The organism is Nocardia sp. NPDC051030, from assembly GCF_040683015.1.
Taxonomy (GTDB): Bacteria; Actinomycetota; Actinomycetes; order Mycobacteriales; family Mycobacteriaceae; genus Nocardia.
The window spans coordinates 823,896-848,871 of the sequence record NZ_JBFBCD010000004.1 but is presented as its reverse complement, the minus strand read 5'-3'; the positions used below and the strand labels follow the sequence as shown (position 1 = coordinate 848,871).

Genomic DNA, 24,976 nt, shown 5'->3' with positions numbered 1-24,976 from the left:
CCATTGACAGTTGGATTGCTCACATATGTGTTACAAGGTGTACCAGTATGTGCGAAGTTGGGCGGGTGAGCTTGGCAGACACGGTGAGCACCGCCGCGCGCAATGCGTGGAACCTGACCTTCGGCGAGGGCATCGAAGCCCCCGAACCCACCCCGTCGACGGTACTGTCCGACGCCCCGCATCGCGAGTTGCGCCGCTACGACGGCGCCGCCGACGATGCCCCGGCCGTCCTGCTGGTGCCGCCGCTCGCCGCGCCCGCCTTCTGCTTCGACCTGCGTCCCGATCAGAGCCTGGCGCGCTTCCTGCTCGAGACCGGCAATGCCCCCTACCTGGTCGATTATGGCGAGATCGGTTTCGAGGACCGCCGCATGGGCTTCGAGGACTGGATCGACGACATCCTGCCCGAGGCCATTCGCCAGGTGTCCGCCGATCGCGGCGGGCGGCCGGTCGATCTGGTGGGCTGGTCCATCGGCGGCGTCCTCGCCCTGCTGACCGCCGCCGCCGATCAATCGCTGCCCATCCGGTCGATCACCGCGGTCGGCGCACCGCTGAGCTACAACCACATGGTCGGCGTGCGGGAGCTGCGCGCGCTGGCCCGCCTCGATGGCGGGCGCACCGCCACGGCCGCGATTCGCGCGGTCGGCGGCGTCTCCGCGCGGCTGACCCGGGTCGCCTACCGCGCCACCGCGTGGGATCGAGAACTCAAGCGCCCCTTCTTCATTGCGAGCAATCTCGCCGACACCGCGACGCTGGCCCGGATGGAGACCATCGACCGGTTCCAGAACGCACTGCCCGGCTATCCGGGCCGGTTCTACAACCAGCTGTGGGGCCGCTTCATGCTCAATAACGACATCGGCCAGGGCGTCGTGCACCTCGGTGAGCGCGAGATCGCCCTCGCCGCGGTGAATGTGCCGGTGCTGCTGGTCGGCGGCCCCTCCGATGTCATCACCCCGGCCGCCGCGGTCGAGCACGGCACCACCACGCTGACCGGGGCGCCGGAGGTGCGGTACGAGACCGCACCCGGTTCGCACCTCGGCATTCTCATCGCCCGCGAGACCACGTGGACGTATCTGGACAAGTTCCTGCGCGATCTGGCCTGACCGCTAGATTCCGGGAACCGTTGGGAACGGCCGCTTTCCGGGCCAGGATCCGGGGTCGAGCTTGCCCAGTTGGTAGCCCTTGGCCATGGCCGTGTCGACGATCTGCCGCCCGATGAGCTCGTACACCGCTTCCGTCGGGTGGGCGAGATCGCTGGTGGTCAGGGCGCGGCGCAGGCCCGGATCGGTCATCGGTTCGGGTGCGCCGAGATAGCGGACCGGACCGTGCGATTGGGGGAGCCCGACGAGGTTGAAGGCCTTCGGATCGGCCGAGACCACCTTCATCCAGTCGGCCATGCGCACCCTGCTGACGTGAGTGGGATCCGCGCCGCCGACCGGGGTTACCTCGGAGGCGCCGAAGGAGGGCTTCTCTTTCGTGACCTTGGGCGTGTTCCAACTCGTCGGCGGCCAATGCGCGGTCAGGGCGGCGAGCAGTTCGTTGAACCGCGCCACCTTGCGGGCGTCCTCCGCCGCTGCCCATTCACCCTTGTCGGCGATCTTCTCCTGGAATCGGATCGAGACGCCGGGGGCGGGCAGATCGACCAGGATGAAATGCTCGTGCTGTGGGCCGAACACATCGGCGATGCGGTTGATCTCCCGTTTGATCTCCTGCGTCAGCGGGGTGATTCCGGTGCCAGCGGTCGATTGATCGGGGACGTCGACCGGTTCGTGGGTTGCCGCCGCCTGGGGTCCGAGTTCCATGCCCTCCGGTCTTTGGGCGGTGACGATGTCATTGAGTCCGATCCAGACGATGTGCAGCGTGTCGCCGGTGTAATGGTTGCCCATGGCGCGGCGCTCGTCGACATACCTCGCGACCTGGCTCTTCAGGTAGGTGAGCGCACCGGCCTTGGGCTTCCAGTCCGAGGCCGCGATGGCCCCGCCCTCGGCGTAGTTGGAGTAGCGCACCGGCAGCTGGCCTCCGACATTGGTGCTGAGAATCAGCGATTCCTTGCTCAGTTCGCGGTGTACCGCGGTCGCACGTTCGGTCTGCTTCTTATCCTCGCGAATGAGTGATTCGCCGCCCATCCATTCGACCAGGAAATCGGTCCAATTCTTGCCGTCGCTGTAGCGGCCGACTTCATTGGTGCGCATGAATCCGGCGGCTCGGGCGAACAGGCCGGTGGGCGCTTCGCGTTTGATGCCGATATCGGACAGGCTGTCGCCGAGGATGATGAGGTTCTGAATTGCGATGGGCATGGCGAACTCCGAAGCTGCGCTGGTTTGATCATGAAAATTCAAGTGGCACAATGCTTTTCGAACCAACCGAGCGTACGCCCGGCGAGCTGTCGCCGATGGGTGAATGGGCTTCACCCGAGCGGGCTAGGGTGGGGACTCATGGGAGCAAATTCGTCTACTGCGCTGGGCGTCGGGTCGGGGCCGTCGGACGCCACACAACCCGGAATCACCGACTTGTTCGCGGTTCTCGCCTATGGCGAGATTTCCGCCTTCTACCGGCTGGCCGAAGAGGCCAAGCTGTCGCCGACACTGCGCGGCAAGGTCGCCGTCGCCAAGATGGCCGCCAATGAGATGGAGCATTTCAAGACCCTCGAGAAGGCGCTCGCCGAACGCGGCGTGGACGTCTTCGACGGCATGGCTCCCTTCGTGCGCGCCCTGGACGCCTATCACGCCTCCACCGACCCCTCCACCTGGCTGGAGTCGATGGTCAAGTTCTATGTCGGTGACGGCATCGCCGCCGACTTCTATACCGAGATCGCCGGCGCCCTGGCTCCCGAGGTCGCCGACGTGGTGCGGGACGTGCTGGCCGAGACCAGCCATTCCGAGTTCGTGATCGAGGAGGTGCGCACCGCGGTCGCGCAGAACCGCTCCGAGCGCGACCGGCTCACCCTCTGGGGACGCCGCCTCCTGGGTGAGGCCATCACGCAGGCGCAGTACGTCATGGCGCAGCGCGATGAGCTCACCGATCTGGTGCTCAGCGCGACCGGCGACCTGAACGGCATCGCGACCCTCTTCGAGCGCATGCAGGACAGCCACGCCGAGCGCATGCACGTGCTCGGGCTCGGCTAGGAAGCCGCGGCGCTTCGGCGAGTTCGCTCAGAGCGGAGGGCCGTCCCTGCCGGGGACGCCTCGCGCTGCACTAACCTGATCAAGACAGCACAGGACTCTAGGTTCGGAGGTTGGCCGTGGAGGTCAAGATCGGTATTTCGGATAGCCCGCGTGAACTGATCATCATCAGCTCGCAGACCCCTGAAGAGGTCGAGGCTGTGGTCTCCGGTGCACTCGCGGGCGAGAGCGGCGTCGTGTCGCTGACCGATGAGAAGGGCCGCAAGTACCTGATCCAGGCCGCCAAGGTCGCCTACGTCGAGATCGGCACCTCGACCTCCGGCAAGGTCGGCTTCGCCGCCGTCTGAAGTTGAGAACAAAAGCAATTGCCCCCGTTGAGAATCTCAACGGGGGCAATTGCTTTCGGTAAGTCGAATCAGTCGATCGGGTGCAGCGGGACGTGCTTGAGGCCGCCCCAGCAGAGTGCGACGGTGGTGTCGACCGCTTCTTCCTTGGGGATCGGGCGATCGGCTTCGAGCCAGTAGCGCGCACTGAATTGGCTTGCGCCGACCAGGCCTACGGCCAGCACGCGGGCGCGGTAGGGATCCAAGCCGGAGTCGTGGGCGACGAGGTCGAAGACCGCGTCCACACACGCCTCGGTGGCCTGCTCCACGCGCCGTTGCACCTGCGGCTCATTGGTGAGGTCGGATTCGAAGACCAGGCGGAAACCCTGGGTTTCGTGATCCACGAAGTCGAAATAGGCCTGTACGGCGGCGCGCACACGCTGCTTATTGTCGGTGGTGGAGCGCAGCGCCTGGCGCACGCTCGACACCAGGGCGTCGACATAGTTCTGCAGCACCGCCAGGTACAACTCGAGCTTGCTCGAGAAGTGCTGGTACAGCACGGGTTTGCTGACGCCGGCGCATTGCGAGATCTCGTCCATCCCGGAGGCGTGGTAGCCACGCATCACGAAGACTTCACTCGCGGCGGCGAGGAGCTGTGCGCGCCGCGCCTCACGGGGCAGTCGGGTGCCGCGCTTGCTCGGCGCCATGGCCTCGGATGACATGCGGGATGCGGTCATCCGGTCCACGAGGTCAGTCATTTTCCGAATCTCCCAGTCAGTCTTGCTCGATACCCAGCCCAGCGGGAAGGATGTCGCCGGGTATCCCACGAACGATACTCGCTCACGGGGCCGGTGCCGATCCAGGTTCCGAATATTGGATTGCGATCTTTGATGAGAGATCGCCGCAGTCATTATGCGAGGCCGGTCACAACCGCGCTAGACATGTCCGAATTTGTGACATGTACCGCTTTTCGAGTGAGATATCTCGCAGCTATCCGGACTGCGCACCCGGCCCCTCTGTGAGCGGGCGCGCTCTATGAGAGTCTGATGGGCGTGACCGACCTTGGGGGCAGTGATTCCGGCGGGCGCGACGCACGCCGCCCCGTGGGAGCCGGCGCGCCGCGGGCGGCCGGTTCGAAGCGGCGAGGAAGACCGACCGGCCCGATTTACGATCCGCTCGGTTTGTATACCGAGAGTGGCACTCCCGGAAATGGCGCCGCCACCGGTAATGGCAATGGGGCCGGGAACGGCAATAGCGGAAACGGTGAATCCCGGACCGGCACAGCGGGACTCCCCGTTCCCGCCGGTGATCGCCTCCCGCAACCGCATCAGCCCTTGCGGGCACGCTGGGATCCGACCGCACCGCCGCAGGACGCTCGCCCCCGCCCGCGCCCGGAGCGCGAGACCAAGAAGCAGAGCGCGCTGGGCCGCTTCGTCAATGCCTATGGCTGGCGCGCGTATGCGCTGCCGGTGCTCTTGGTGGTGACCGTGCTGGTGGCGGTGGATGCCTTGCGCACCAGTGGCGATAGCGTCGCCGGAATGCCCGGTTTCGGGCGTTTGAGCGATCATTCGACCGGGACCTCCGGCATTATCGGCGCACCGCCCAAGGGCGACGGCAAATTCGGCAGCGATATGCCCGCGGGCGCGGTGCCCGGCGGTGGCCCGTACGCCGATGCGGGGGCGGGTACCTGGCATGTGGTGCCGGGCACCACCGGACAGGTCGGTCAGGGCACCGAGCACATCTTCAACTACACCGTCGAAATCGAGGACGGCGTGGACACTTCCGGTTTCGGCGGTGACGAGGCGGTCGGCAAGATGGTCGACGCCACCCTGTCGAATCCCAAGAGTTGGAACCATGATTCGCGTTTCGCCATGCGCCGCATCGATGCCGGTGACCCGGATTTCCGGATCTCGCTGACCTCCCGCGACACCACCCGCAAGTCCTGCGGTTTCGAGATCCCCATCGACTCTTCCTGCTACAACGCCGATCTCGGCCGCGTGGTGTTGTCGGAGGTGCGCTGGGTGCGCGGCGCTCTCGCCTTCGAAGGTGACGTCGGCTCGTATCGGCAGTACCAGATCAATCACGAGGTCGGGCATGCCATCGGCTATCACGAGCATCAGCCGTGCGATACCGACGGCGGCCTCGCGCCGGTCATGATGCAGCAGACCTTCGGCACCAAGAACAACGACATAGCCAGGCTCGATCCCGAGGGCGTGGTGCCCATGGACGGCAAGACCTGCAAGTTCAACCCCTGGCCGTATCCCCGGGCCTAGCCTCTCCGATCCTGGGGTTTCAGGGGCTTGCCCCTGAGAATCAAGAGTCCCCTCCGAGTCGTAGGCTCGGGAAGAACGATCCATATAGCGGTGTTGCACCTCTCGCCGCGAGTATTCGGCGAATTCGAATGAGGAGTCCGCAGACGTGTCATCGCATCAGTCCTTGCCGCCCCTGGTGGAGCCGGCCGCGGAGCTGACCAAGGACGAGGTCGCCCGCTACAGCCGCCATCTGATCATCCCGGATCTCGGGGTCATCGGTCAGAAACGTTTGAAGAACGCGCGCGTGCTGGTGATCGGCGCGGGTGGTCTCGGCTCTCCGGCGCTGCTGTATCTGGCCGCCGCCGGTGTGGGCACGCTCGGCATTGTGGAGTTCGACGAGGTGGATGCCTCGAATCTGCAACGCCAGATCATTCACGGCGAATCCGATATCGGCCGTTCCAAGGCGGACAGCGCCCGCGATTCGATTCTGGAGATCAATTCCGGAATCACTGTGGAGCTGCACAAGATTCGCCTGGAACCCGACAATGCGATCGAGTTGTTCTCCCGCTACGACTTGATCGTGGACGGCACCGACAACTTCGCCACCCGCTATCTCGTCAATGACGCCGCGGTGCTCGCCGGTAAGCCCTATGTGTGGGGCTCCATCTACCGCTTCGAGGGTCAGGTGTCCGTCTTCTGGGAAGACGCCCCCGACAATCGCGGCCTCAACTACCGCGACCTCTACCCGGAGGCCCCGCCGCCGGGCATGGTTCCCTCCTGCGCCGAGGGCGGCGTGCTGGGCGTGCTGTGCGCCTCCATCGGCTCGATCATGGTCACCGAGGCGATCAAGTTGCTCACCGGCATGGGCGACCCGCTCCTCGGTCGTCTGATGGTCTACGACGCACTCGACATGACCTACCGCACCATCAAGCTGCGCCGCGATCCCGCTCGCGAGCCGATTACCGAACTCATCGACTACGACGCCTTCTGCGGCGTGGTGTCCGAGGAGGGCATGGCGGCCGCCGCGGGTTCCACCATCACCGCCCGCGAGCTCAAGGAAATGCTCGACGCGGGCAAGGACGTCGCCATCATCGACGTGCGCGAGCCGGTCGAATGGGACATCGTCCGCATCGACGGCGCGACCTTGATTCCCAAGGACCGCATTCTGACCGGTGAGGCCCTGGCCGAACTCCCGCAGAACCGCCCGATCGTGCTGCACTGCAAGACCGGCATCCGTTCGGCCGAGGCCCTGGCCGCGCTGAAGAACGCGGGCTTCTCCGACGCCACGCATCTCCAGGGCGGCATCATCGCCTGGGCCAATCAGGTGGATCCCAGTCTCCCGGTGTACTGAGAACCCACTCTGATCGCGCCCGGTGCCGAATTCGGCACCGGGCGCACTGCTTACCGGCCGTGCTTCCAGATCCCGCTGTTGAGGAAGTTCGACCAGGACTCGGCGGGGAACCAAAGTTCTGGGCCGCCTGGGTTTTTCGAGCAACCACCGGAGCTGACCAGCCATGACGTCGGAGTAGGCAAGCTGCAGGCCTTCTCGACAGCTGCGGGGGTTGTAAGGCGTGCAACTGTCGAGAAGGCATGCAGTCTGAATCGGGCGTGGGAGTTTTCGGGGGAGTGGTCTCGGGAGTGTTTCAGCATGTCATCGGACCAAGTGGTGGTTCGGTGTGGCGTCCGATTCGAAAACGGGGACAGCGGTACCGTACGCGCGTGACCATGACTGCTGTGGAACCTCCCGAGCATGTGCGCTCGACCTTCGGGTTGCGCGAGATAGTGCCGGTTCCATCGGGGAACTGGGACGGTGGCTGGCGATGCGGCGATGTGGTCCTCAGCCCGGTGACCGATCACGCCCGCGCCGCCTGGTCGGCGAAGGTGCGCGAGAACCTGCGCGTGGACGGCATCCGCCTGGCGCGGCCGGTGCGGGCGACGGACGGTCGCTATGTCGTGTCCGGTTGGCGGGCTGACACTTACCTCGAGGGCGTGCCGGAACCACGGCATGACGAGGTGGTGTCGCTATCGCTGCGACTACATCAGGTGACGGCGGCGCTGGAGCGGCCGCGGTTCCTCTCGCAGCCGCCGGTCGCGCCATGGGTGGATGTGGATGTGTTCGCCGCGGCGGATCGCGCGGCGTGGGAGGCGGTGCCGCTGCGCAGCCTCAAGCTCGGCGGGATGTTGCCCGCGACCTCTCCGGATGGTGACCGGAGTCTGCATACGATCACGCAGCTGTCGACGCTGCGGAAGCCGGTGGCGACCCCCGCGCAGCTGGTGCATGGCGATCTGTTCGGAACCGTGTTGTTCTCCGGGTCTTTCGCGCCGGGGCTCACCGACATCACCCCGTATTGGCGGCCCGCGCCGTGGGCTGCCGCCGTGATCGTGGTGGATGCGCTGTCCTGGGGCGGGGCCGATGATGGACTCCTCCAGCGCTGGGGTGATCTCCCCGAATGGCCGCAGATGCTGGTGCGCGCGGTCATGTTCCGGCTCGCGGTGCATGCCCTGCACCCGCGCTCGACCCCGGAGGCCTTCCCGGGCTTGGCGCATACGGCCGACATGATTCGCCTGATGCTCTAGCCGGATTCGATATACGTTTCACCCGGAGCGGAAACCCCTCGCGCCCCGGGGATTTGCGATGTAATCATGTAATTCGGCGGAAGACCGTCGCTGAGTTACCAGTGAAGTGAATCGAGTTCGGTGGCCGATCAGCCAGAGCCCGTCAGTACCCAGGTCAGCCGCGAGGTGCCCGCACCCAAGGTGGCCGAGTTCGAGGGGCTGCTCCATGAAATCATCTCCGTGGCACGCGGATTCGACGGACATCTCGGTGTCGACGTGCTGCGCCCCGATGCGGGCGGGATCTATCAGATCATCTTTCGTTACCGCGGCCAGGCCGAGCATGAGGCGTGGATGGCGTCCGAGGAGCGCCATCGGCTGGTGGGGCGGATAGACGACCTGCTCGATGACGGCCGCCCCGAAACCGTGCGCGCCGTCAATGGCTGGGAGGGCTGGTTCGTCAATCCCGGCTATGCACCGCCGGTTCCACCCAAGCGCTGGAAGATGGCGGTGCTCACCCTGGCCGCGCTCTATCCGATCGTCCTGGGTCTCGGCATCCTGCTCAGACCGATCACCCACACCTGGCCCCTGGCGGTCGGCATGCTGCTGACCATGGGCTTGACCATCCCGTTCATGACGTGGGTGCTCATGCCCGCGCTCACCAACCGTCTCGGCTCCTGGCTACGCCGGTGACCGCGCGCAACAACAGATTCGGAGATCTTCCATGCTGAGCAAACAACCCGTCGACCCGCTGCTGCTGGTGACCGACCTGGAGGTGGCCAGGGAGTTCTATGGCACCAAGCTGGGCCTGGAAGTCCTGTTCGAGGATGGTGAACAGTTCATCACCTTCGGCTGCGGCGGTGACTCGAGGATCGTGGTCACCAAGAGCAGCACCGGCACCAAAGACGAAGCCACACAGGTGAGCTGGCGGGTGGACGATATCGCCGCCGAGGTCGCCGAGCTGCGCGCCCGTGGGGTCGAAATCCTCGAGTTTCCCGATCTGAACACGGTGGACGGCATTGCCGATGTCGGCTTCGCGCTCGCCGCCTGGTTCGAGGATCCGAGCAAGAACTCGCTCGGCCTGCTCCAGCTTCGGGGCTGAGCACTTCTCACTTCCGAAACGACCGTCGCGCCGCACGAATGATTCGTGCGGCGCGACAGTCGTTTTCGGGGTCAGACGTTGGCGTAGGCGAGGGACGGGACTCGGGCGAAGGAGGTGCGGAGGTAGAAGAACCAGGTGGCGGCGGCCATGCCGAGGAAGACCACGGCGTAGGCGGTGAAGGCCGGGTTCATGGAGTGGTAGTGCACGTTCGACAGGCGCAGCGCCTGCTGCACCAGCCAGCCGCCCGATGCGCCGATCGCGCCGATCACACCGATGGCCGCACCCGCCTGACGCTTGGCCGAGATCAGTGCCTCGGACGGATCCTGACCGTATTCCGAGGCGCGTCGCTTGGCTTCCGCGCTGAAGATGGACGGGATCATGCGGTAGGTGGAGCCATTGCCGATGCCGGTCAGCACGAACAGCAGCAGGAAGGCGGTCAGGTAGAGCGGGAAGCTCTTGGCCGCCAGCGCCGCCATGATCAGCAGGGTGGCGAGCGACATGCCGCCGAAGACGTACAGCGTCATCTTCGCGCCGCCGACCTTGTCGGAGATCCAGCCACCGAACGGACGGCTCATCGAGCCGACCAGCGCACCGAGGAAGGCCAGGTTGCCGATGGTGCTCATCCAGCCGATCTTGGCGAGGTCCGGGAAGTTGGCCTTGAGCAGGGTCGGGAAGGCGAAGGAGAAGCCGATGAAGGAACCGAAGGTGCCGATGTAGAGCACCGACATGATCCAGGTGTGCCGGTTGGTCAGTGCCAGCTTGTACGACTTGCCATCGGATTTCGCGCCGGAGATGGAGTCCATGTACCGCAGCGCGCCGAACACGGCGACCAGGATGAACGGAATCCACATGAGCAGCGCGAGAGTGATGCCGAAGCGGTAGCCGGCCGCGTCCTTGGCCATGAGGTGGGTGCCGAGGGTGATCACCAGCGGTACGAACAGCTGGGTCTGTGCGACACCGAGATTGCCGCCCGCGGCATTGATGCCCAGGGCCGCACCCTTCTTCCCCTCGGGGAAGAAGAAGTTGATGTTCGCCATGGACGAGGAGAAGTTACCGCCGCCGACACCGGCGAGTGCGGCCAGCAGCATGAACACCCACATGGGTGTGGCGGGCTGGTTGATGAACCAGGTCAGGCCGAGCACGGGCAGCAATAGCAGGGCGGCGCTGAACGCGGTGAAGGCGCGCCCGCCGAAGCGCGGGATGGCGAAGGTGTAGGGGACGCGCAGTGCCGCGCCGACCAGGGTGGGTGTCGAGGTCAGCAGCAGTGCGTTGCTCACGGCGTCCGGATTGTTCTTGCCGAGGAACGCGAATCCGGCGGCCCCCATGGAGACGACGACGCTTCCCCAGATAACCCAGATGCTGAACCCGAGATTTTCTGCGAATACGGAGAACATCAAATTCTTTCGAGCGGTCTGTTTCCCGCCGTTTTCCCAGAATTCATTGTTATCGGGTTCCCAGCGGTCGAGCCAACGGCCGCGTTTCTGGAAGTCGATGGACGTTTCCGGCGCCTCTACGGTTGCCATGAGCAGCTTTCCTCTCGAGCTGTCGACCGCCCTCATCGTTTCTCTCCGGGTGTGGATTGCGTGCGGGGAGAGTCGCTGCGGTCGGGACAACCGTACGAAGGAGTGATTACGCCCAGGTGGCTTTCGGTGACGCGGAAGGTAATTCCGGCTCACTGTTAGGGGATTTACACGGTGACCGTTCGGTTACCGCGAATTCTTATCGAGCGTCCGGATATTCGGCGATGAGTGAGCCGAGGAAGCAGTTGGCCGCTCGGGCCGCGCGCTCGGGATCCGCGTCGATGACCGCCTGCACCAGTTCGGTGTGCTCGGCGTGGTACGCCTCGCCGCCCTTGTCGGAGCGGGACCGGATACCGGCCTCGATGACGGGCAGCAGGGAGTCGTAGAACTCCAGATATACCGCATTGTGGCTGGCGACCACGATGGCGCGGTGCAGTTGCACATCGGCGTCGATGGCGGCCTCGAAGTCGGTGTCCCAGGTGATCCGCCGCTCCTCGAGGAGTTGCTCGAGGTTGGCGATATCGGCGGCGTCGCGACGGCTCGCGGCCAGGGAGGCGGCCGTGGTGTCGAGGGCGCGGCGCAGTTCGAGGATGTCGCGCTGCTGGGACTCGGCGAAGTATTCGGTGAGCGCGCCGCCGAGGCTGGAGGTCGAGGTCACGTAGGTGCCGGAGCCCTGACGTCGTTCGACCATGCCTGCGTGCACGAGCGCCTGGACGGCTTCGCGGACGGTATTGCGGCCGGTGCCGGTGAGCTCGGTGAGCTCGGGCTCGGTGGGGATACGCGAGCCGACGGGCCAACGGCCGGAACGGATTTCGGCACGAAGCTGCTCTGTCACCTGGGCGATGAGGCTCGTGCGCCGGACTGGTTGCACAGGGGACAGCGTACCGTGCCTCACATTCCTTGCATCACATCATCGGGTCATCCTATGATTTCGTGGTGACTGCGACGCTGAACGAGACGATGGCCCCGGAGCGGGGCCTTACTTCTGCCAACCGGCAGAAGTCCATTGTCGAGCCCACGCGACCGGTCGTCGAACATCATCAGCCGACCAAGCGCTCCCTCATAGAGGGACGACTTCTGGTGCTCGCCGCCATCCTCATGTCGGCGCTCACCCTGCGCGTCGCGGTGACCGCGTTCTCGCCGCTGGCCGCCCGCATCGGCGATGACATCGGCTATTCGACCGCGGTGGTCGGCATCTTCGGCATGATCCCCACCCTCATGTTCGCCGCCGCAGGCCTGCTGACCCCCATTCTGACCAGGCGTTTCGGCCTCGAAGCCACCGCGCTGGCCGCCATGGTGCTGACCGCCATCGGTACCGCGGTGCGCGCGATCGTGCCCGACACCTGGGAGCTGCTGATCTTCTCCGCGGTCGCGCTGACCGGCATGGGCATCGGCAATGTGGTGATTCCGCCGCTGGTCAAGCGTTACTTCTCGGATCGCCTGGCGCAGCTGTCGGCGGTCTACATCGTGATGGTGCAGCTCGGCACGGTGATTCCGGCGCTGATCACGGTCCCGATCGCGGACTCGCACGGCTGGCGGGTCTCGCTCGGCATGTGGGCGGTGCTGCCGCTGATCGCCATGGTGCCGTGGCTGGCCGTGCTCCGGGTTCGCCGTCAGGCCGCCCTGGCGGATGTCACCGACCTGCCCGCCACGGCCGCCGAGGCCACCGGTCAAGCCTGGCGGTCGCCGCTGGCCTGGGGTATGGCCTTCATGTTCGGCATGACCTCGCTGATCACCTACGCCATGTTCGCGTGGATGCCGACGATCTTCACCGACGCCGGAGCCAGCGCCGCGTACGCGGGCAGCATGGTCGGCATCTTCGCGCTGATCGGCCTGGCGGCGGCGCTCTCCACGCCGATGGTGGCCGGACGCATGGTGAACCCGTTCCCGGTCGTGATCGGTTGTGCGGTCTTCTTTTTCGGCGGTTTCGCCGGACTGCTGATCGCTCCCATGAGCGCGCCGCTGCTGTGGGTGCTGCTGCTGGGTCTGGGTCCGTCCACCTTCCCGATGGCATTGACCTTGATCAATCTGCGCACCCGCACGGCCGCCGGTTCGGCCGCGCTGTCGGGCTTCACGCAGGGCGTGGGCTACCTCGTGGCATGTGTGGGGCCGCTGGTGTTCGGTGCCCTGCATTCGATGACCGGAGGGTGGCTGGCTCCGTTCGGTTTCCTGGTGGTCGCGGTGCTGGTGCTGCTGGCCGGAGCCTGGCAGGCGTGCAAGCCGCGCATGCTCGAGGACACCTGGAACTGACCCGGGGCTCCGGGCACTGAACTAATTCACTGTTCGAGTTGCCGACCCGTGAGGTATTGGCCATGCTGTGTGGCAGGGCTCTCACCTCACGGGTCGCATTCGCGTTTTCAGGCTCTTTGTGACACACGGAAACCGTTGTGACACACGGGCGAAACATACCGCCCATTCTCACGCCGCATCCCGGGGATTCGTGAGCAACCGTTGATTTGACGGTCATTCCGCGCAGCATTGCGGCAATACCCGTTTTCTACCTTTGGGTCATCCGATTTCAGGAGGACCCTTGTTGACGACGCTGAAGCGCAACCATGACATCGAGCATTGGGATGCCGAGGATGTGGCTGCCTGGGAAGCCGGTGGCAAGAACATCGCGCGCCGCAATCTGATCTGGTCGGTATTCGCCGAGCACATCGGGTTCTCGGTGTGGTCGATCTGGTCGGTCATGGTGCTGTTCATGCCGCAGGATGTCTTCCACATCGACACCGCGGGCAAGTTCTTCCTGGGTGCGGTGCCGACTCTGGTCGGCGGCATCATGCGGATTCCGTACACCGTCGCCACGGCGAAGTTCGGCGGTCGCAACTGGACCATCTTCAGCGCGCTGGCGCTGCTGATCCCGGTGCTGCTGACCCTGTACTTCATCAACCAGCCGGGCACCTCGTACACGACATTCCTGGTCATCGCGGCCTTCGCGGGTCTGGGCGGCGGCAACTTCTCGTCGTCGATGTCGAATATCAATGTCTTCTACCCGCAGCGGCTCAAGGGCTGGGCGCTGGGCATGAACGCGGGCGGCGGCAATATCGGCGTGCCGGTGGTGCAGCTGATCGGCCTGGCCGTGATCGCCACGGTCGGCAACAAGTACGGCAATGCCTCGGTTGTGTGCGCCATCTACTTGGTTCTGATCGTGCTGGCGGCGATCGGCGCGGCGCTGTTCATGGACAATGTCAAGAACCAGCAGGCCGACCTGTCCTACATGCTGAAGGCGCTGAAAGTGCCGCAGTCGTGGGCGATCGCGTTCCTGTACATCGGCACCTTCGGTTCGTTCATCGGCTACAGCTTCGCGTTCGGCCAGGTGCTGCAGATCAGTTTCAAGGCGGGTGGCGCGACCGCACCGCAGGCCGCCCTGCATGCCGCGCAGATCGCGTTCATGGGTCCGCTGCTGGGTTCGCTGGCTCGTCCGTACGGCGGCAAGTGGGCCGACAAGATCGGCGGCAGCAAGGTCACGCTGTACACCTTCGCCGCCATGACCGCGGCGGCCGCGGTGGTGGCCGTGGCCAGCACCATGGGTGACAGCACCGGCAGCCCGAAGGGCGGTGTGCTGGTCGCGCTGATCATCGGTTTCACCGCGCTGTTCGTCATCTCCGGTTTCGGCAACGGTGCGGTCACCAAGATCATCCCGTCGGTGTTCGAGGCGAAATCCCGCAGCCTGCCCGGTGATTCGGCCACCCGCGCCGCTTGGGCGCAGAACATCTCCGGCGCGCTCATCGGTTTCGTCGGCGCGATCGGCGCGCTGGGCGGTGTCGGCATCAACCTGGTGCTGCGTTCCTCCTACGCCTCCACCAAGTCGGCCACCACCGCGTTCTGGGTGTTCATGGCCTTCTACGTGGTGTGCGCGGCGGTCTGCTGGGTGGTCTTCATGCGCCGCCCGAGCCTGCGCTCGCTGGCTACCGATTCCAGTGACACCGCTGTCGTCGTCGAGGCCGAAGCCCTGGTGCTGCAAGCCGAATCCGAGAACACCGGCTCCTCGTCCACTTCGTCGGCTCGCGCCTGACTTCCCTACTGCGAAAGGGACTCTCATGACCTCGATCGAACGTAAGACCGCAGTTGTCATCGGGCACGGCATGGTCGGCCACCGCTTCGTGGAAGCCCTGCGCTCCCGCGACGAGGCGGCCGCCTGGCAGGTGGTGGTGCTCAGCGAGGAGAAGCTGCCCGCCTACGACCGTGTCGGACTGTCTGCCTACGTCGGTGTCTGGGAGTCCGCGCATCTGGCGCTGCCGGGTAATGAATACGCCGGTGACGATCTGGTCGATCTGCGCCTGGGCGTGAAGGCCGACACCATCGACCGCGCCGCCCGCAAGGTCACCACCTCCACCGGCGACGTGATCGGTTATGACGCACTGGTTCTGGCGACCGGCTCCTACGCCTGGGTGCCGCCGGTGCCGGGTCACGACTCCGAGGGCTGCTTCGTCTACCGCACCCTGGAGGACCTCGACGGTATTCGGGCCGCGGCCGAGGCGGCCGGACCGGGCGCGGTCGGCATTGTGGTCGGCGGTGGCCTGCTCGGCCTGGAGGCGGCGAACGCGCTGCGCCTGCTGGGCATGACCCCGCACGTGGTCGAGTTCAACAAGTGGCTCATGCCCGCCCAGATCGACGAGGGCGGCGGCGCGATCCTGGAGCAGCTGGTCTCCGAACTGGGGTTGCGGGTGCACACCGGCGTCGGCACCTCGGCCATCGAAGTCATCGGGGACGCACCGCTTTCCGAGCGTCTCGAGGTTTCGTTCTCCGATGAGTCGAAGCTGCGCGCCGCGCTGGTGGTGTTCGCCGCCGGTGTCCGCCCGCGTGATGAGATCGCCCGCGTCTCCGGCATCGAGGTCGGCCCGCGCGGTGGCGTGATCACCGACCTGGGCCTGCGCACCTCGGACCCGAACATCTACGCCATCGGTGAAGTCGCTGCGGTGGAAGGGGTTTGCTACGGCCTGGTCGCTCCCGGCTACAGCACCGCCGAGGTGGTCGCGGACCGTCTGCTCGGCGGCGCGGGTGAATTCCCGGGCGCCGACATGTCGACCAAGCTGAAGCTGCTCGGCGTGGATGTGGCCAGCTTCGGTGACGCGCACGCCAAGACCGACGGCGCGCTGTCGGTGGTGCTGCACGATGCCGCCAAGGGCACCTACGCGAAACTTGTTGTCTCCGATGATGCCAAGACCCTGCTGGGCGGCATTCTGGTCGGCGATGCCGCGCAGTATTCGGCGCTGCGCCCGCTGGTTGGCCGCCCGCTTCCGGCGGATCCGGCCGCGCTCATCTCCCCGGCCGGTGCGGAACTGGGTGCGGACGCGCTGCCCGACGATGCCCAGATCTGCTCTTGCAACAATGTTTCCAAGGGTGCGATCTGCGGTGCGATCGCGGACGGCGCGTGCGATGTCCCGGGCATCAAGAGCTGCACCAATGCCGGAACCTCCTGCGGCGGTTGCGTTCCCATGCTCAAGAAGCTGCTGGAGCAGTCGGGCGTCGAGGTCTCCAAGTCGCTGTGCGAGCACTTCTCGCAGTCGCGCGCCGAGCTGTTCCACATTGTGCAGTCCACCGGCATTCGGACCTTCTCGGGCCTGATCACCAAGTACGGCAAGGGATCCGGCTGCGATATCTGCAAGCCGACGGTCGCCTCCATCCTGGCCTCGACCTCCAGCGATCACATTCTGGACGGCGAGCAGGCGGCCCTGCAGGACACCAATGACCACTTCCTGGCCAACCTGCAGAAGAACGGCACCTACTCGGTGGTGCCGCGCATGCCCGGTGGTGAGGTGACCGCCGAGCAGCTCATCACCATCGGTCAGGTCGCCAAGGAGTTCGGCCTGTACGTGAAGGTCACCGGCGGTCAGCGCATCGACCTGTTCGGCGCCCGGGTCGAGCAGTTGCCGTTGATCTGGCAGCGCCTGGTGGACGCTGGCATGGAATCCGGTCACGCCTACGGCAAGTCGCTGCGCACGGTGAAGTCCTGCGTCGGTTCCACCTGGTGCCGCTACGGTCAGCAGGATTCGGTGGGCATGGCGGTGTTGCTCGAAAAGCGTTACCGCGGTTTGCGTTCCCCGCACAAGCTGAAGCTGGCCGTATCGGGTTGCGCGCGCGAGTGCGCGGAGGCGCGCGGCAAGGATGTCGGCGTCATCGCGACCGAGCACGGCTGGAACCTGTACGTCGGCGGCAATGGCGGTCTCACCCCGAAGCACGCGGTGCTGCTGGCCGGAGATCTGGACGACGACACCTTGATCAGCTACATCGACCGCTACCTCATGTTCTACATCCGCACCGCGGACCGCCTGCAGCGCACCGCGCCGTGGCAGGAGGCCCTCGAGGGCGGCATCGATTACCTCAAGGCCGTCATCTGCGAGGACAGCCTGGGCATCGCCGCCGATCTGGAGGCGACCATGGAACGCCATGTCGCCGGTTACCGGGACGAGTGGGCGGCCGTGCTGGAGGACGAGGAGAAGCTCTCGCGCTTCGTGTCCTTCGTGAACGCGCCGACCGAGGCCGATTCGACCATTTCCTTCGACGACAGCGGTGAGCGCAAGGTCCCCGTGCTGCTCGGCATTCCGGAGCTTCCGGTGGCTGCCGCGGCTGTGAGCACCGGCACCGTGTCCGCCACGAACGGGAAATGACTGCTTAACCGCATGGAAACAGGGCGCCCGTATCAATAGACAAGGGCGTTCGGAGGAGAGTTACCGATGACCGTAATCGACACACCAGGCACCGCTACCAGCACGACCGGCTGGACCCCGGCATGCCGACTCGACTATCTGATTCCGGGCCGCGGCGTCGCGGTGTTGTTGAAAGGCGGCCGTCAGGCGGCCCTGTTCTTGACGACGGACGGCACGCTGTTCGCCGTCGGCAATATCGATCCGTTCGGCCGGGCGGCGGTGATGTCCCGCGGCATTGTCGGTGATCGCGGCGGCGTGCCGGTGGTGGCTTCGCCACTGCTCAAGCAGGCCTTCTCGCTGATCGACGGGCGCTGCCTGGACGACGAGAACATGTCGGTTCCGGTGTACGCGGTGCGCGTGCTGGACGGTGTGGTCGTGGTATCCAATGACCCGGTGGCGTTCCCCGGTGGTACAGCATGACCGAGGTCGATGCGGGAATCCCGCTCGCTGGTTTCACGGTCGGTATCACGGCCGCTCGCCGTTCCGAAGAACTCGCCACCCTGCTGGTGCGCCGTGGCGCGAATATTGTCACCGCCCCCGCCATCAAGATCATTCCGCTGTCCGACGACACCGAGCTGGAGCGGGTGACCCGCCAGCTGGTGGCCGATCCGCCGCAGATCGCGGTGGCCACCACCGGTATCGGCTTCCGCGGCTGGATGGAGGCCGCGGAGGGCTGGGGCATCGCCGAGGATCTGCGGATCACGCTCGGCAGTACCCGGCTGCTGGCCCGCGGTCCCAAGGCCAAGGGCGCCATCCGCGCGGCGGAGCTGCGCGAAGAGTGGTCTCCCGCTTCGGAATCCAGCGCCGAGGTGCTGGATCACCTGCTCGCCCAAGGGGTCGAGGGCGTGCGGATCGCGGTGCAGCTGCACGGTGCGACCACCGAATGGGAGCCCGTCCCGGACTTCTGCGAGGTATTGCGTTGCGCCGGAGCCGATGTGGTTCCGGTTCCGGTCTACCGGTGGGTTCCGCCGGAGGACCGCATCCCGATGGACCGCCTCATCGAGGCGATCGTCACCGTCGGTATCGACTGCGTGACCTTCACCAGCGCCCCGGCCGTGGCCTCACTGCTCATGCGCGCCAAGGAAACCGGACTCCTGGAAGCCGTGCTGCACGCCATGCGCACCCGGGTGCTCCCGGCCTGCGTCGGCCCGATCACGGCCGCGCCCCTGGAAGAGCTCGGCGTGGCCACCTCCATGCCCGGTCGCGCCCGGCTGGGCGCACTGGCCCGGCATGTGGCCGAGGAACTTCCCCGGCGCGCCAACCGGATTCAGGCCGCCGGTCATGTTCTGAGCGTGCGCGGCGCGTGCGTGGTGGTGGACGGCCAGGTCCGGCAGCTCGCCCCCGCGCCCATGGCGCTCATGCGTTCGCTGGCCCGCCAGCCCGGCCGCGTGGTCTCCCGCGAGGATCTCCTGGCGGCCCTGCCCGGCGGCGGCGATGACACCCATGCCGTGGAGACCGCCATTGCCCGGCTGCGTGCCGGGTTGGGCTCGCCCAAGGCCATTCAGACCGTGGTCAAGCGCGGCTACCGCCTGGCCCTGGATCCGGCCGAATGCGCCGATGATCCGCGCCCGGAGTTGTCCGTGGCCACGAATCCGATTGCCCGGCAGCCCTTCCAGGGACGTACCGCGGGTCTCGGCAGTCGGCCGGAACTGCCTCGCACTCCGGGTGCGACCCGGCCTCCCGAGTTCCCTTCGGCCACCGTGGCCCCGCGCCCGAACCCGATCTTCCCGGCCCGGACTGCCAGTGCGCAGTACCCCGCTGGCCAGCCACCGGTGACCGGTTCGGGTGTGCCGGTGCGCGCGCACGGTCCGGGGGCCTGGTGAGTAGCCCGGCGCTGGTCCTGGTCGCGCACGGCACCAGGAGCGCGCGTGGCGTGCAGATGATCGCCTCGCTGGCCGAGGCCGTGGCGCGCGAGTTGGAGGCGTCACATCCACAGGCAGATGCCGGTGCGGCTTTCGGGGCCGCATCGTCATCCTTGCTCGAGCTGCCGGTGCCGCGCGTGCGGACCGCGTTCGTGGACGTGCTCGGACCATCCCCTGCCGAGGTGCTGGGGGACCTGGGTTCCGTTCCCGCCGTGGTGGTTCCGGCATTCCTCGCCTCGGGCTATCACGTATATCAGGATGTGCCGCGAGAGGTGGCCGCGAGTGCCCATGAGGCGGTCGCGGTCACCCAGGCCATGGGTCCGGATCCGGCCCTCGCGGCGATCATGAAGCTGCGGCTGCGTGATGCGGGTTGGCGTTCGGGTGACGCGGTGGTGTTCGCCGCCGCCGGTTCCTCGGATGCCCGTGCGCGCGAGGATGTTCGGCGTGCCGCCGGGCTGCTGGCGGAACGCCTCGGCGCTCCGGTGCGGACGGCCTACATCGCCACCGGTGAACCTCGCGTGCCGGAAGTTGTTGCGGCCATGCGTGAATCGGGTGCCCGGCGAGTCTTCATCGCCTCATACCTGCTCGCGCACGGGCTGTTCCACGAGCGCCTCCACGATGCGGGCGCGGATGGCGTAGCCGAGCCCATCGGCGTCCACCCCGCCGTGGTTCGTTTGCTGATCGATCGCTACCGCACCGCCGCAAGGACTCTGACGGCCGCCCGCGTAGCTTGACGTGTTTTGACGAGAAACGCCGGATTCCCAGATCGCTTGGAAAATCCGGTGTTCCCATGGCAGCCTGAATCCCGATTTCGATTTATCGACTCGGGAGGATCTCCTAAGTGAAGAAACTTATCGTCACCGTCGGCCTTGTCGCCGGTCTCGCGGGCGCGGCATATGTCCCGGCGAATGCGGTCCCGCTGTTCGATCCGTGGGCTGCCTGCAAGAACATGGGGAAGACGGAGGCCGAATGCCACGGCGACGGCACCAATGACGTCACTCCCACCCAGGACGATATCGGCGTCTTCGGTGTTTCGGGTTCCGCCGCGAAGCAGTAATTCCGAAGCAATTCAATTTCACAATCCGCGATACCATTGAGTCGCATCGATTGTCCCGGTGACCGGGATCGACGACGGGTGTTGCGGCGGCCGTGGTCAGGATGACGGGATGTCGCCCGAACATCCTGCCCGCCGCGCCGGACTCGCCTCGCAGGCCGCGGTGCGCGCGAAACGCAAGGACGAGTGGCTGGCGCTCTTCGCTGCGGATGCGCGGGTGGAAGACCCGATCGGGGTGTCGCCCTACGACCCTGCCGGGAATGGGCACACCGGGCGCGGCGCGATCGCCGCGTTCTGGGATACGGCGATCGCCAAGAGTGACATCGACTTTCGCTGGGCCGACTCGTTCGCCTGCGGCGACGAGATCGCATTCACGGGGACGATTCGCAGCGTGCGCGCGGGTGTGGCTGTCGAAGTCGATCTGGTCGCTACCTATCGCGTGAATGCCCACGGGAAAATCGTTGCGCTGCGGGCTTTCTGGGAGCTCGAACGGGCGCGCGCGACGCAGTCGACGAGTTGAGAGGCCGCGGAAGCGGACTTCTTGTCACGCTCGTGGATCTTGTGGACCATGGGGGGTGTGGACCGAGAGACCGCCGGTCGGATCTTGGTGGGGGAGGACAGGGCCGCTTCCGTCGAGTATTGCCGGTATGCAATGGATATTGCCGCGCAGGCAGCCGAACGTATTCGGCAGATTGCCGATGCGCCGGTAGTCGATGTGCTGGTCACCGCTGGGGCGGCAGAGGCGGCGGCCCTGCTGGGCAATGTGCAGTGGTGGGAGTTCACCGCGGGGACCGACTACCTCTCGACGACTCACGGATTCAGCTCCCGAATCCGGCACCTGTGGCGGGCGAACCCCACCTTTCCCCCCGGCGCCGGTGCGACTCTTCACGAGACGAGGTCTCGTCTGGTGGATTTGGAACAGGCCCTGCGTGCCGCGGCTTCCGCTGATTCCGTGCTCATAGTTCCGAATTTCGAGCCTCCGTCACGCCATGCCCGTCTGAAGCCAGGATTGAACGCTCGCGTGCTGAAGGACGAGCTCGCGGACAGCGTCGACCGAGGTCGCGAGCTGAGCCGAATGCCGGTGAGACCCGCGACGGCGCCTACCGAAGTCGAACATTGGGTGATGTGTGTTTCGAATTTGCTGGATGGCTTCGAAGTCTCGTCCGGCTCACCATGTTTCACCGATCAGTTCGGTGGGCTCATCGAAGGTGTGGCTGCCGCGAGGAGTCCCCTGGTCGCAGAGTCGGCGCAGCTCACCAGGGCGTATCTCGCTCTGGGAATCACCTATCTCGAGGAGGTACACGGCCAAATGTCAGATTATGCGGAGACGTCGGGCCAGTCCGAACGCGATCCCAGCTTCAGGCTCGACATCAGCGGTGGAACGTTCTATGGCGGAATGTTCGGGGCGAAGATCATGAATATCGACTCGACCATCCTGACCATTGCGCAGCAGGGCGATGGTCGAACAGCCGATGCGCTCAAGGCAATCGAGCATGCGGTGCTGGCCGAGCCTGAGCTGGATGATCAGAGTCGGCAGGAGTTGCTCGAGACTGTCGAGTACCTGGCGCAGAGTGCTGAGCAGCCACCCGAGAAGCGGAGCCGGGGGATGGTCAAGTCGGCGCTGGCCGCGCTTGGTGTGGCAGCGACCGCGGGCACGGAGCTGAACAAGGCCATGGAAGCGTGGGGGCAGGTACTGGGAGGTGTGCTTCCCTCCTGATTCGAAGTTTCGACTCCTACTGGGACACCTGACCGTAAACACCCGGAAGTGTCGCGTAGCCGCCCGCTTCCTTTACGAGTCGCTGAAACTCGCTGGGTGGCAATGGTTTCCGTATGGGAAGTCGGGTGATCGACGAGTGCTGCCAGAAGCAACGCGAACAGTGGTGGCAGTAATAGCCGCCGTTCCATGCAGCCTGGGCTGCACCGATCGCCCGTTCCCGCGCGTTGGTGGCAGCCGACCATGTCTTCTCCGCCTGGTCACGTGTGTGCCTGCGGGACAGCGGAATCAGAATCGCGGCGGCGATCGCGCCATAGAAGCACAGGGTGAAAATTACGTCGAATGCGTCGTCGAAACCGGAAATCGATGCCGAGAAGATCGGCAGCACTATGAAGATCACCACGAATGCCAGGCAGCCGATCCGCCCCCAGGGTAGCGGCTCGCGCATCGGCCGTGGTTCCTTCGGTCGTAGGGCGCTGGGCTGGGCGGGCAACGATGGCGGCTCGGGGAACTCGAGCGCCACGGCCAGCAACTGAGAGTATGAAGCTGTTCTCATCGTGCGTGTGGCTGTTCCGTGCCGCGATGGGCCCTGACACGCGGCCGGGACCAGCTGTACGTACTCGTCGTGGCCGCACTGTGGGCAGGAAATCGAGGCCATACCTCAATCATCAGGCGCGACAAAGGTTCCTCGCCACCAGTGGAATCAGGCTCCCGGGGTTTGGAGCGCAGGGAACCAGATATCGGTGAGCACCGCGGCTGCCTGATCCGCGGTGACGTCGATGGTGCCCTGCATGGCCCAGCGGGTGAAGAAGCGTTCCAGCTGGGCGACCAGGAGTTCTATCCGCAATCGTGCTTCGTCCTGCTGTGTTTCGGGCCAGCGGGACAGGTATGAGGTCATGACGTTCGGCAGGGCGAGAATGCCCTCGCGCGCCACCTCCCGGAATTCCGGTTCGAGTGTGGTTGCTTCGTCCCAGGCGGGGAGCAGGTCCTTGTACTCCTGGAACCAGTCGATGGCGCGGCGCATCCAGGCGCCGAATTCTTCGCGGGAGCCGCTGTCCAGGACGTGGTCGAGGTCTTCGTAGAAGTGCTGGACGCTGGGCAGCGTGCCTTGTTCGGCGATGGCGCGCAAGACATCCGGTTTGCCGGTGAAGTGCAGGTAGAAGGTGGCGCGGCTGCATCCCACGGCGGCGGCGATGTCGTCCACGCGGACCGGTGCGTAGCCCTGGGTGGTGAACAGCTGTTTGGCGGCGTCGATGAGCCGGCTGCGGGTGAGCCGCTTCTGTTCCTCGCGCAGAGAGGTGCGCCGTTCGGTCTGCATGCGTTGATGATAGACGTACGTCGACTCACTAGACGCACTGTCTAGTGAGTGTTAGCGTGTGTGGCACGTCACGTCGGGCCGGGTGTTCTTCGTCCTGCCCAGCGTGACCCAGTGCCGAATCAGGAGAGTGAATTGTCTGAGCAAACCGCACGCGAGCTGCCCCGCGTCTGCATAATCGGTGCGGGCCCGTCCGGGATCACCGCGGCCAAACGGCTCGCCGAATACGGCATCCCCTTCGATTGCTACGAAGCCTCCGACGAGGTGGGCGGCAACTGGTACTACAAGAACCCGAACGGCATGTCGGCCTGCTACCAGAGCCTGCACATCGACACCTCGAAGTTCCGGCTCGCGTTCGAGGACTTCCCCGCGCCCGGCGAATGGCCGGACTTCCCGCACCACACGCAGCTGCACCAGTACTTCAAGGATTACGTCGCGCATTTCGGGATCGGCGATCGAATCATCCTGAACACCAAGGTGATCTCGGCCGAGCGCGATCAGGACGGGCTGTGGGTCATCACCACCGACACCGGCCACACCGAGGTCTACGACGTGCTGCTGGTGTGCAACGGTCACCACTGGGATCCGCGGATCCCCGAGTACCCGGGCGAATTCGACGGCGTGCTCATGCATTCGCACTCCTACAACGACCCGTTCGATCCGATCGATATGCGCGGCAAGCGAATCGTCGTGGTGGGCATGGGCAATTCAGGGCTGGATATCGCCACCGAGCTGTCGCAGCGGTTCATCGCCTCGAAGTTCTATCTGTCCGCCCGCCGCGGCGTGTGGGTGCTGCCGAAGTATGTGAACGGCAAGGTGGGTGACAAGCAGTCGGTGCCCGCGTGGATGCCGCCCAAGATCGCGCTGAAACTCAAGCAGCGCTTCGTGGTCAAGAACCGCGGTCATATGGAGAACTACGGGCTGCCGAAGCCGGATCACCTGCCGTTCGAGGCGCATCCGTCCGCGAGTGAGGAATTCCTGCACCGGGCCGGATGCGGTGACATCACGTTCAAACCCGCCATCACCCGGCTCGACGGTGACAAGGTGCATTTCGCCGACGGCAGTGTCGAAGAGGTCGATGTAGTGGTGTGCGCCACCGGGTATCACATCAGCTTCCCGTTCTTCAGCGATGCGGAGCTGGTGCCGGACGCCAAGAACAAGCTGCCGCTGTACCGGCAGATGGTCAAACCGGGCATCGACAATCTGTTCTATCTCGGTCTGGCACAGCCCATGCCGACGCTGGTGAACTTCGCCGAACAGCAGTCGAAGCTGGTCGCGGCCTATCTGACCGGCAATTACCGGCTGCCGTCGCAGACGGAGATGACCGAGTTCATGGCCGAGGCGGAGGCGAGTCGTTCGGACCGCTACTACGACTCGCCGCGGCACACCATTCAGATCGAATTCGAGCCGTACGTCAGGGATTTGCAGCGTGAGATGGCGCGGGGCGCGAAGCGCGCGGCCGCCTACAACTACACGCTGCCGGTGCCCGCGCGCGCCGAGGCCCGAGTCTAG

The 24,976-nt window shown here is 65.6% G+C and carries 24 protein-coding genes; 18 read left to right on the top strand and 6 right to left on the bottom strand.

Annotated elements, in window-relative coordinates; genetic code table 11:
* Positions 1-65: 65 nt before the first annotated feature.
* Positions 66-1,100 carry an alpha/beta fold hydrolase gene (locus AB0N05_RS17500; RefSeq protein WP_364694440.1) on the top strand — a complete coding sequence of 345 codons (1,035 nt, stop codon included), beginning with the start codon at positions 66-68 and terminating at the stop codon, positions 1,098-1,100.
* A 3-nt stretch (positions 1,101-1,103) separates the two neighbouring features.
* Here AB0N05_RS17500 and AB0N05_RS17495 read toward each other — a convergent pair whose 3' ends face one another.
* On the bottom strand, positions 1,104-2,294 hold the full coding sequence (locus tag AB0N05_RS17495; RefSeq protein WP_364694438.1) for an SGNH/GDSL hydrolase family protein: 1,191 nt from the start codon (positions 2,292-2,294) through the stop codon (positions 1,104-1,106).
* Between the two features lie 138 nt (positions 2,295-2,432).
* Between AB0N05_RS17495 and AB0N05_RS17490 the strand changes: the two genes are divergently transcribed.
* Together AB0N05_RS17490 and AB0N05_RS17485 are read left to right on the top strand one after the other, a co-directional pair.
* A complete protein-coding gene (locus AB0N05_RS17490; RefSeq protein WP_364694435.1) occupies positions 2,433-3,122 on the top strand; it encodes a ferritin-like fold-containing protein in 690 nt (229 codons plus the stop codon).
* 116 nt (positions 3,123-3,238) lie between these two features.
* Entirely contained in the window at positions 3,239-3,466 is a 228-nt protein-coding gene (locus AB0N05_RS17485) for a DUF3107 domain-containing protein (RefSeq protein WP_364694432.1), read from the top strand.
* Between the two features lie 68 nt (positions 3,467-3,534).
* Here the strand turns inward: AB0N05_RS17485 and AB0N05_RS17480 are convergent, their stop codons facing one another.
* A complete protein-coding gene (locus tag AB0N05_RS17480) occupies positions 3,535-4,200 on the bottom strand; it encodes a TetR/AcrR family transcriptional regulator (protein WP_364694429.1) in 666 nt (221 codons plus the stop codon).
* 423 nt (positions 4,201-4,623) lie between these two features.
* On the opposite strand from AB0N05_RS17480, the gene AB0N05_RS17475 reads away from it, so the two are divergent.
* From AB0N05_RS17475 to AB0N05_RS17455, 5 genes are all read left to right on the top strand, one after another.
* On the top strand, positions 4,624-5,715 hold the full coding sequence (locus tag AB0N05_RS17475; protein WP_364694426.1) for a DUF3152 domain-containing protein: 1,092 nt from the start codon (positions 4,624-4,626) through the stop codon (positions 5,713-5,715).
* 145 nt (positions 5,716-5,860) lie between these two features.
* On the top strand, positions 5,861-7,045 hold the full coding sequence (moeZ, locus tag AB0N05_RS17470; protein ID WP_364694423.1) for an adenylyltransferase/sulfurtransferase MoeZ: 1,185 nt from the start codon (positions 5,861-5,863) through the stop codon (positions 7,043-7,045).
* A 374-nt stretch (positions 7,046-7,419) separates the two neighbouring features.
* Entirely contained in the window at positions 7,420-8,271 is an 852-nt protein-coding gene (locus AB0N05_RS17465) for a TIGR02569 family protein (RefSeq protein ID WP_364694657.1), read from the top strand.
* A 120-nt stretch (positions 8,272-8,391) separates the two neighbouring features.
* Positions 8,392-8,940 carry an antibiotic biosynthesis monooxygenase gene (locus AB0N05_RS17460; RefSeq protein WP_364694420.1) on the top strand — a complete coding sequence of 183 codons (549 nt, stop codon included), beginning with the start codon at positions 8,392-8,394 and terminating at the stop codon, positions 8,938-8,940.
* A 31-nt stretch (positions 8,941-8,971) separates the two neighbouring features.
* Positions 8,972-9,349: a VOC family protein gene (locus AB0N05_RS17455; RefSeq protein WP_364694417.1), complete on the top strand. Its 378-nt coding sequence runs from the start codon at positions 8,972-8,974 to the stop codon at positions 9,347-9,349.
* A 71-nt stretch (positions 9,350-9,420) separates the two neighbouring features.
* Here AB0N05_RS17455 and AB0N05_RS17450 read toward each other — a convergent pair whose 3' ends face one another.
* Positions 9,421-10,872 carry an MFS transporter gene (locus tag AB0N05_RS17450; RefSeq protein ID WP_364694415.1) on the bottom strand — a complete coding sequence of 484 codons (1,452 nt, stop codon included), beginning with the start codon at positions 10,870-10,872 and terminating at the stop codon, positions 9,421-9,423.
* A 196-nt stretch (positions 10,873-11,068) separates the two neighbouring features.
* Positions 11,069-11,740 carry a FadR/GntR family transcriptional regulator gene (locus AB0N05_RS17445; RefSeq protein WP_364694412.1) on the bottom strand — a complete coding sequence of 224 codons (672 nt, stop codon included), beginning with the start codon at positions 11,738-11,740 and terminating at the stop codon, positions 11,069-11,071.
* Between the two features lie 227 nt (positions 11,741-11,967).
* Between AB0N05_RS17445 and AB0N05_RS17440 the strand changes: the two genes are divergently transcribed.
* From AB0N05_RS17440 to AB0N05_RS17400, 9 genes are all read left to right on the top strand, one after another.
* Positions 11,968-13,119 carry an MFS transporter gene (locus AB0N05_RS17440; protein ID WP_364694654.1) on the top strand — a complete coding sequence of 384 codons (1,152 nt, stop codon included), beginning with the start codon at positions 11,968-11,970 and terminating at the stop codon, positions 13,117-13,119.
* Positions 13,120-13,399: 280 nt separating this feature from the next.
* Complete coding sequence (locus tag AB0N05_RS17435; protein ID WP_364694409.1) at positions 13,400-14,884, top strand: nitrate/nitrite transporter; 1,485 nt, start codon at positions 13,400-13,402, stop codon at positions 14,882-14,884.
* A 34-nt stretch (positions 14,885-14,918) separates the two neighbouring features.
* Complete coding sequence (gene nirB, locus AB0N05_RS17430; RefSeq protein ID WP_364694651.1) at positions 14,919-17,480, top strand: nitrite reductase large subunit NirB; 2,562 nt, start codon at positions 14,919-14,921, stop codon at positions 17,478-17,480.
* Between the two features lie 66 nt (positions 17,481-17,546).
* The gene (gene nirD, locus AB0N05_RS17425) at positions 17,547-17,939 is read left to right on the top strand and encodes a nitrite reductase small subunit NirD (RefSeq protein WP_364694406.1); all 393 of its coding nucleotides are present in this window, start codon (positions 17,547-17,549) and stop codon (positions 17,937-17,939) included.
* The gene (locus tag AB0N05_RS17420) at positions 17,936-19,342 is read left to right on the top strand and encodes a uroporphyrinogen-III synthase (protein WP_364694403.1); all 1,407 of its coding nucleotides are present in this window, start codon (positions 17,936-17,938) and stop codon (positions 19,340-19,342) included. The genes nirD and AB0N05_RS17420 overlap by 4 nt, the downstream gene beginning before the upstream one ends.
* Complete coding sequence (locus AB0N05_RS17415) at positions 19,339-20,115, top strand: sirohydrochlorin chelatase (RefSeq protein ID WP_364694400.1); 777 nt, start codon at positions 19,339-19,341, stop codon at positions 20,113-20,115. The genes AB0N05_RS17420 and AB0N05_RS17415 overlap by 4 nt, the downstream gene beginning before the upstream one ends.
* 107 nt (positions 20,116-20,222) lie before the next feature.
* Positions 20,223-20,438 (top strand): hypothetical protein, encoded by a 216-nt coding sequence (locus AB0N05_RS17410; RefSeq protein WP_364694397.1) that lies wholly within the window; start codon positions 20,223-20,225, stop codon positions 20,436-20,438.
* 109 nt (positions 20,439-20,547) lie between these two features.
* Positions 20,548-20,955, top strand: a complete 408-nt coding sequence (locus AB0N05_RS17405; protein ID WP_364694648.1) for a nuclear transport factor 2 family protein — start codon at positions 20,548-20,550, stop codon at positions 20,953-20,955.
* A gap of 57 nt (positions 20,956-21,012) precedes the next feature.
* Entirely contained in the window at positions 21,013-22,152 is a 1,140-nt protein-coding gene (locus tag AB0N05_RS17400; RefSeq protein WP_364694394.1) for a hypothetical protein, read from the top strand.
* 16 nt (positions 22,153-22,168) lie between these two features.
* Here the strand turns inward: AB0N05_RS17400 and AB0N05_RS17395 are convergent, their stop codons facing one another.
* Together AB0N05_RS17395 and AB0N05_RS17390 are read right to left on the bottom strand one after the other, a co-directional pair.
* Positions 22,169-22,597 (bottom strand): hypothetical protein, encoded by a 429-nt coding sequence (locus tag AB0N05_RS17395; protein ID WP_364694391.1) that lies wholly within the window; start codon positions 22,595-22,597, stop codon positions 22,169-22,171.
* 255 nt (positions 22,598-22,852) lie between these two features.
* On the bottom strand, positions 22,853-23,467 hold the full coding sequence (locus AB0N05_RS17390; protein ID WP_364694388.1) for a TetR/AcrR family transcriptional regulator: 615 nt from the start codon (positions 23,465-23,467) through the stop codon (positions 22,853-22,855).
* 132 nt (positions 23,468-23,599) lie between these two features.
* Between AB0N05_RS17390 and AB0N05_RS17385 the strand changes: the two genes are divergently transcribed.
* Complete coding sequence (locus AB0N05_RS17385; protein ID WP_364694385.1) at positions 23,600-24,976, top strand: NAD(P)-binding domain-containing protein; 1,377 nt, start codon at positions 23,600-23,602, stop codon at positions 24,974-24,976.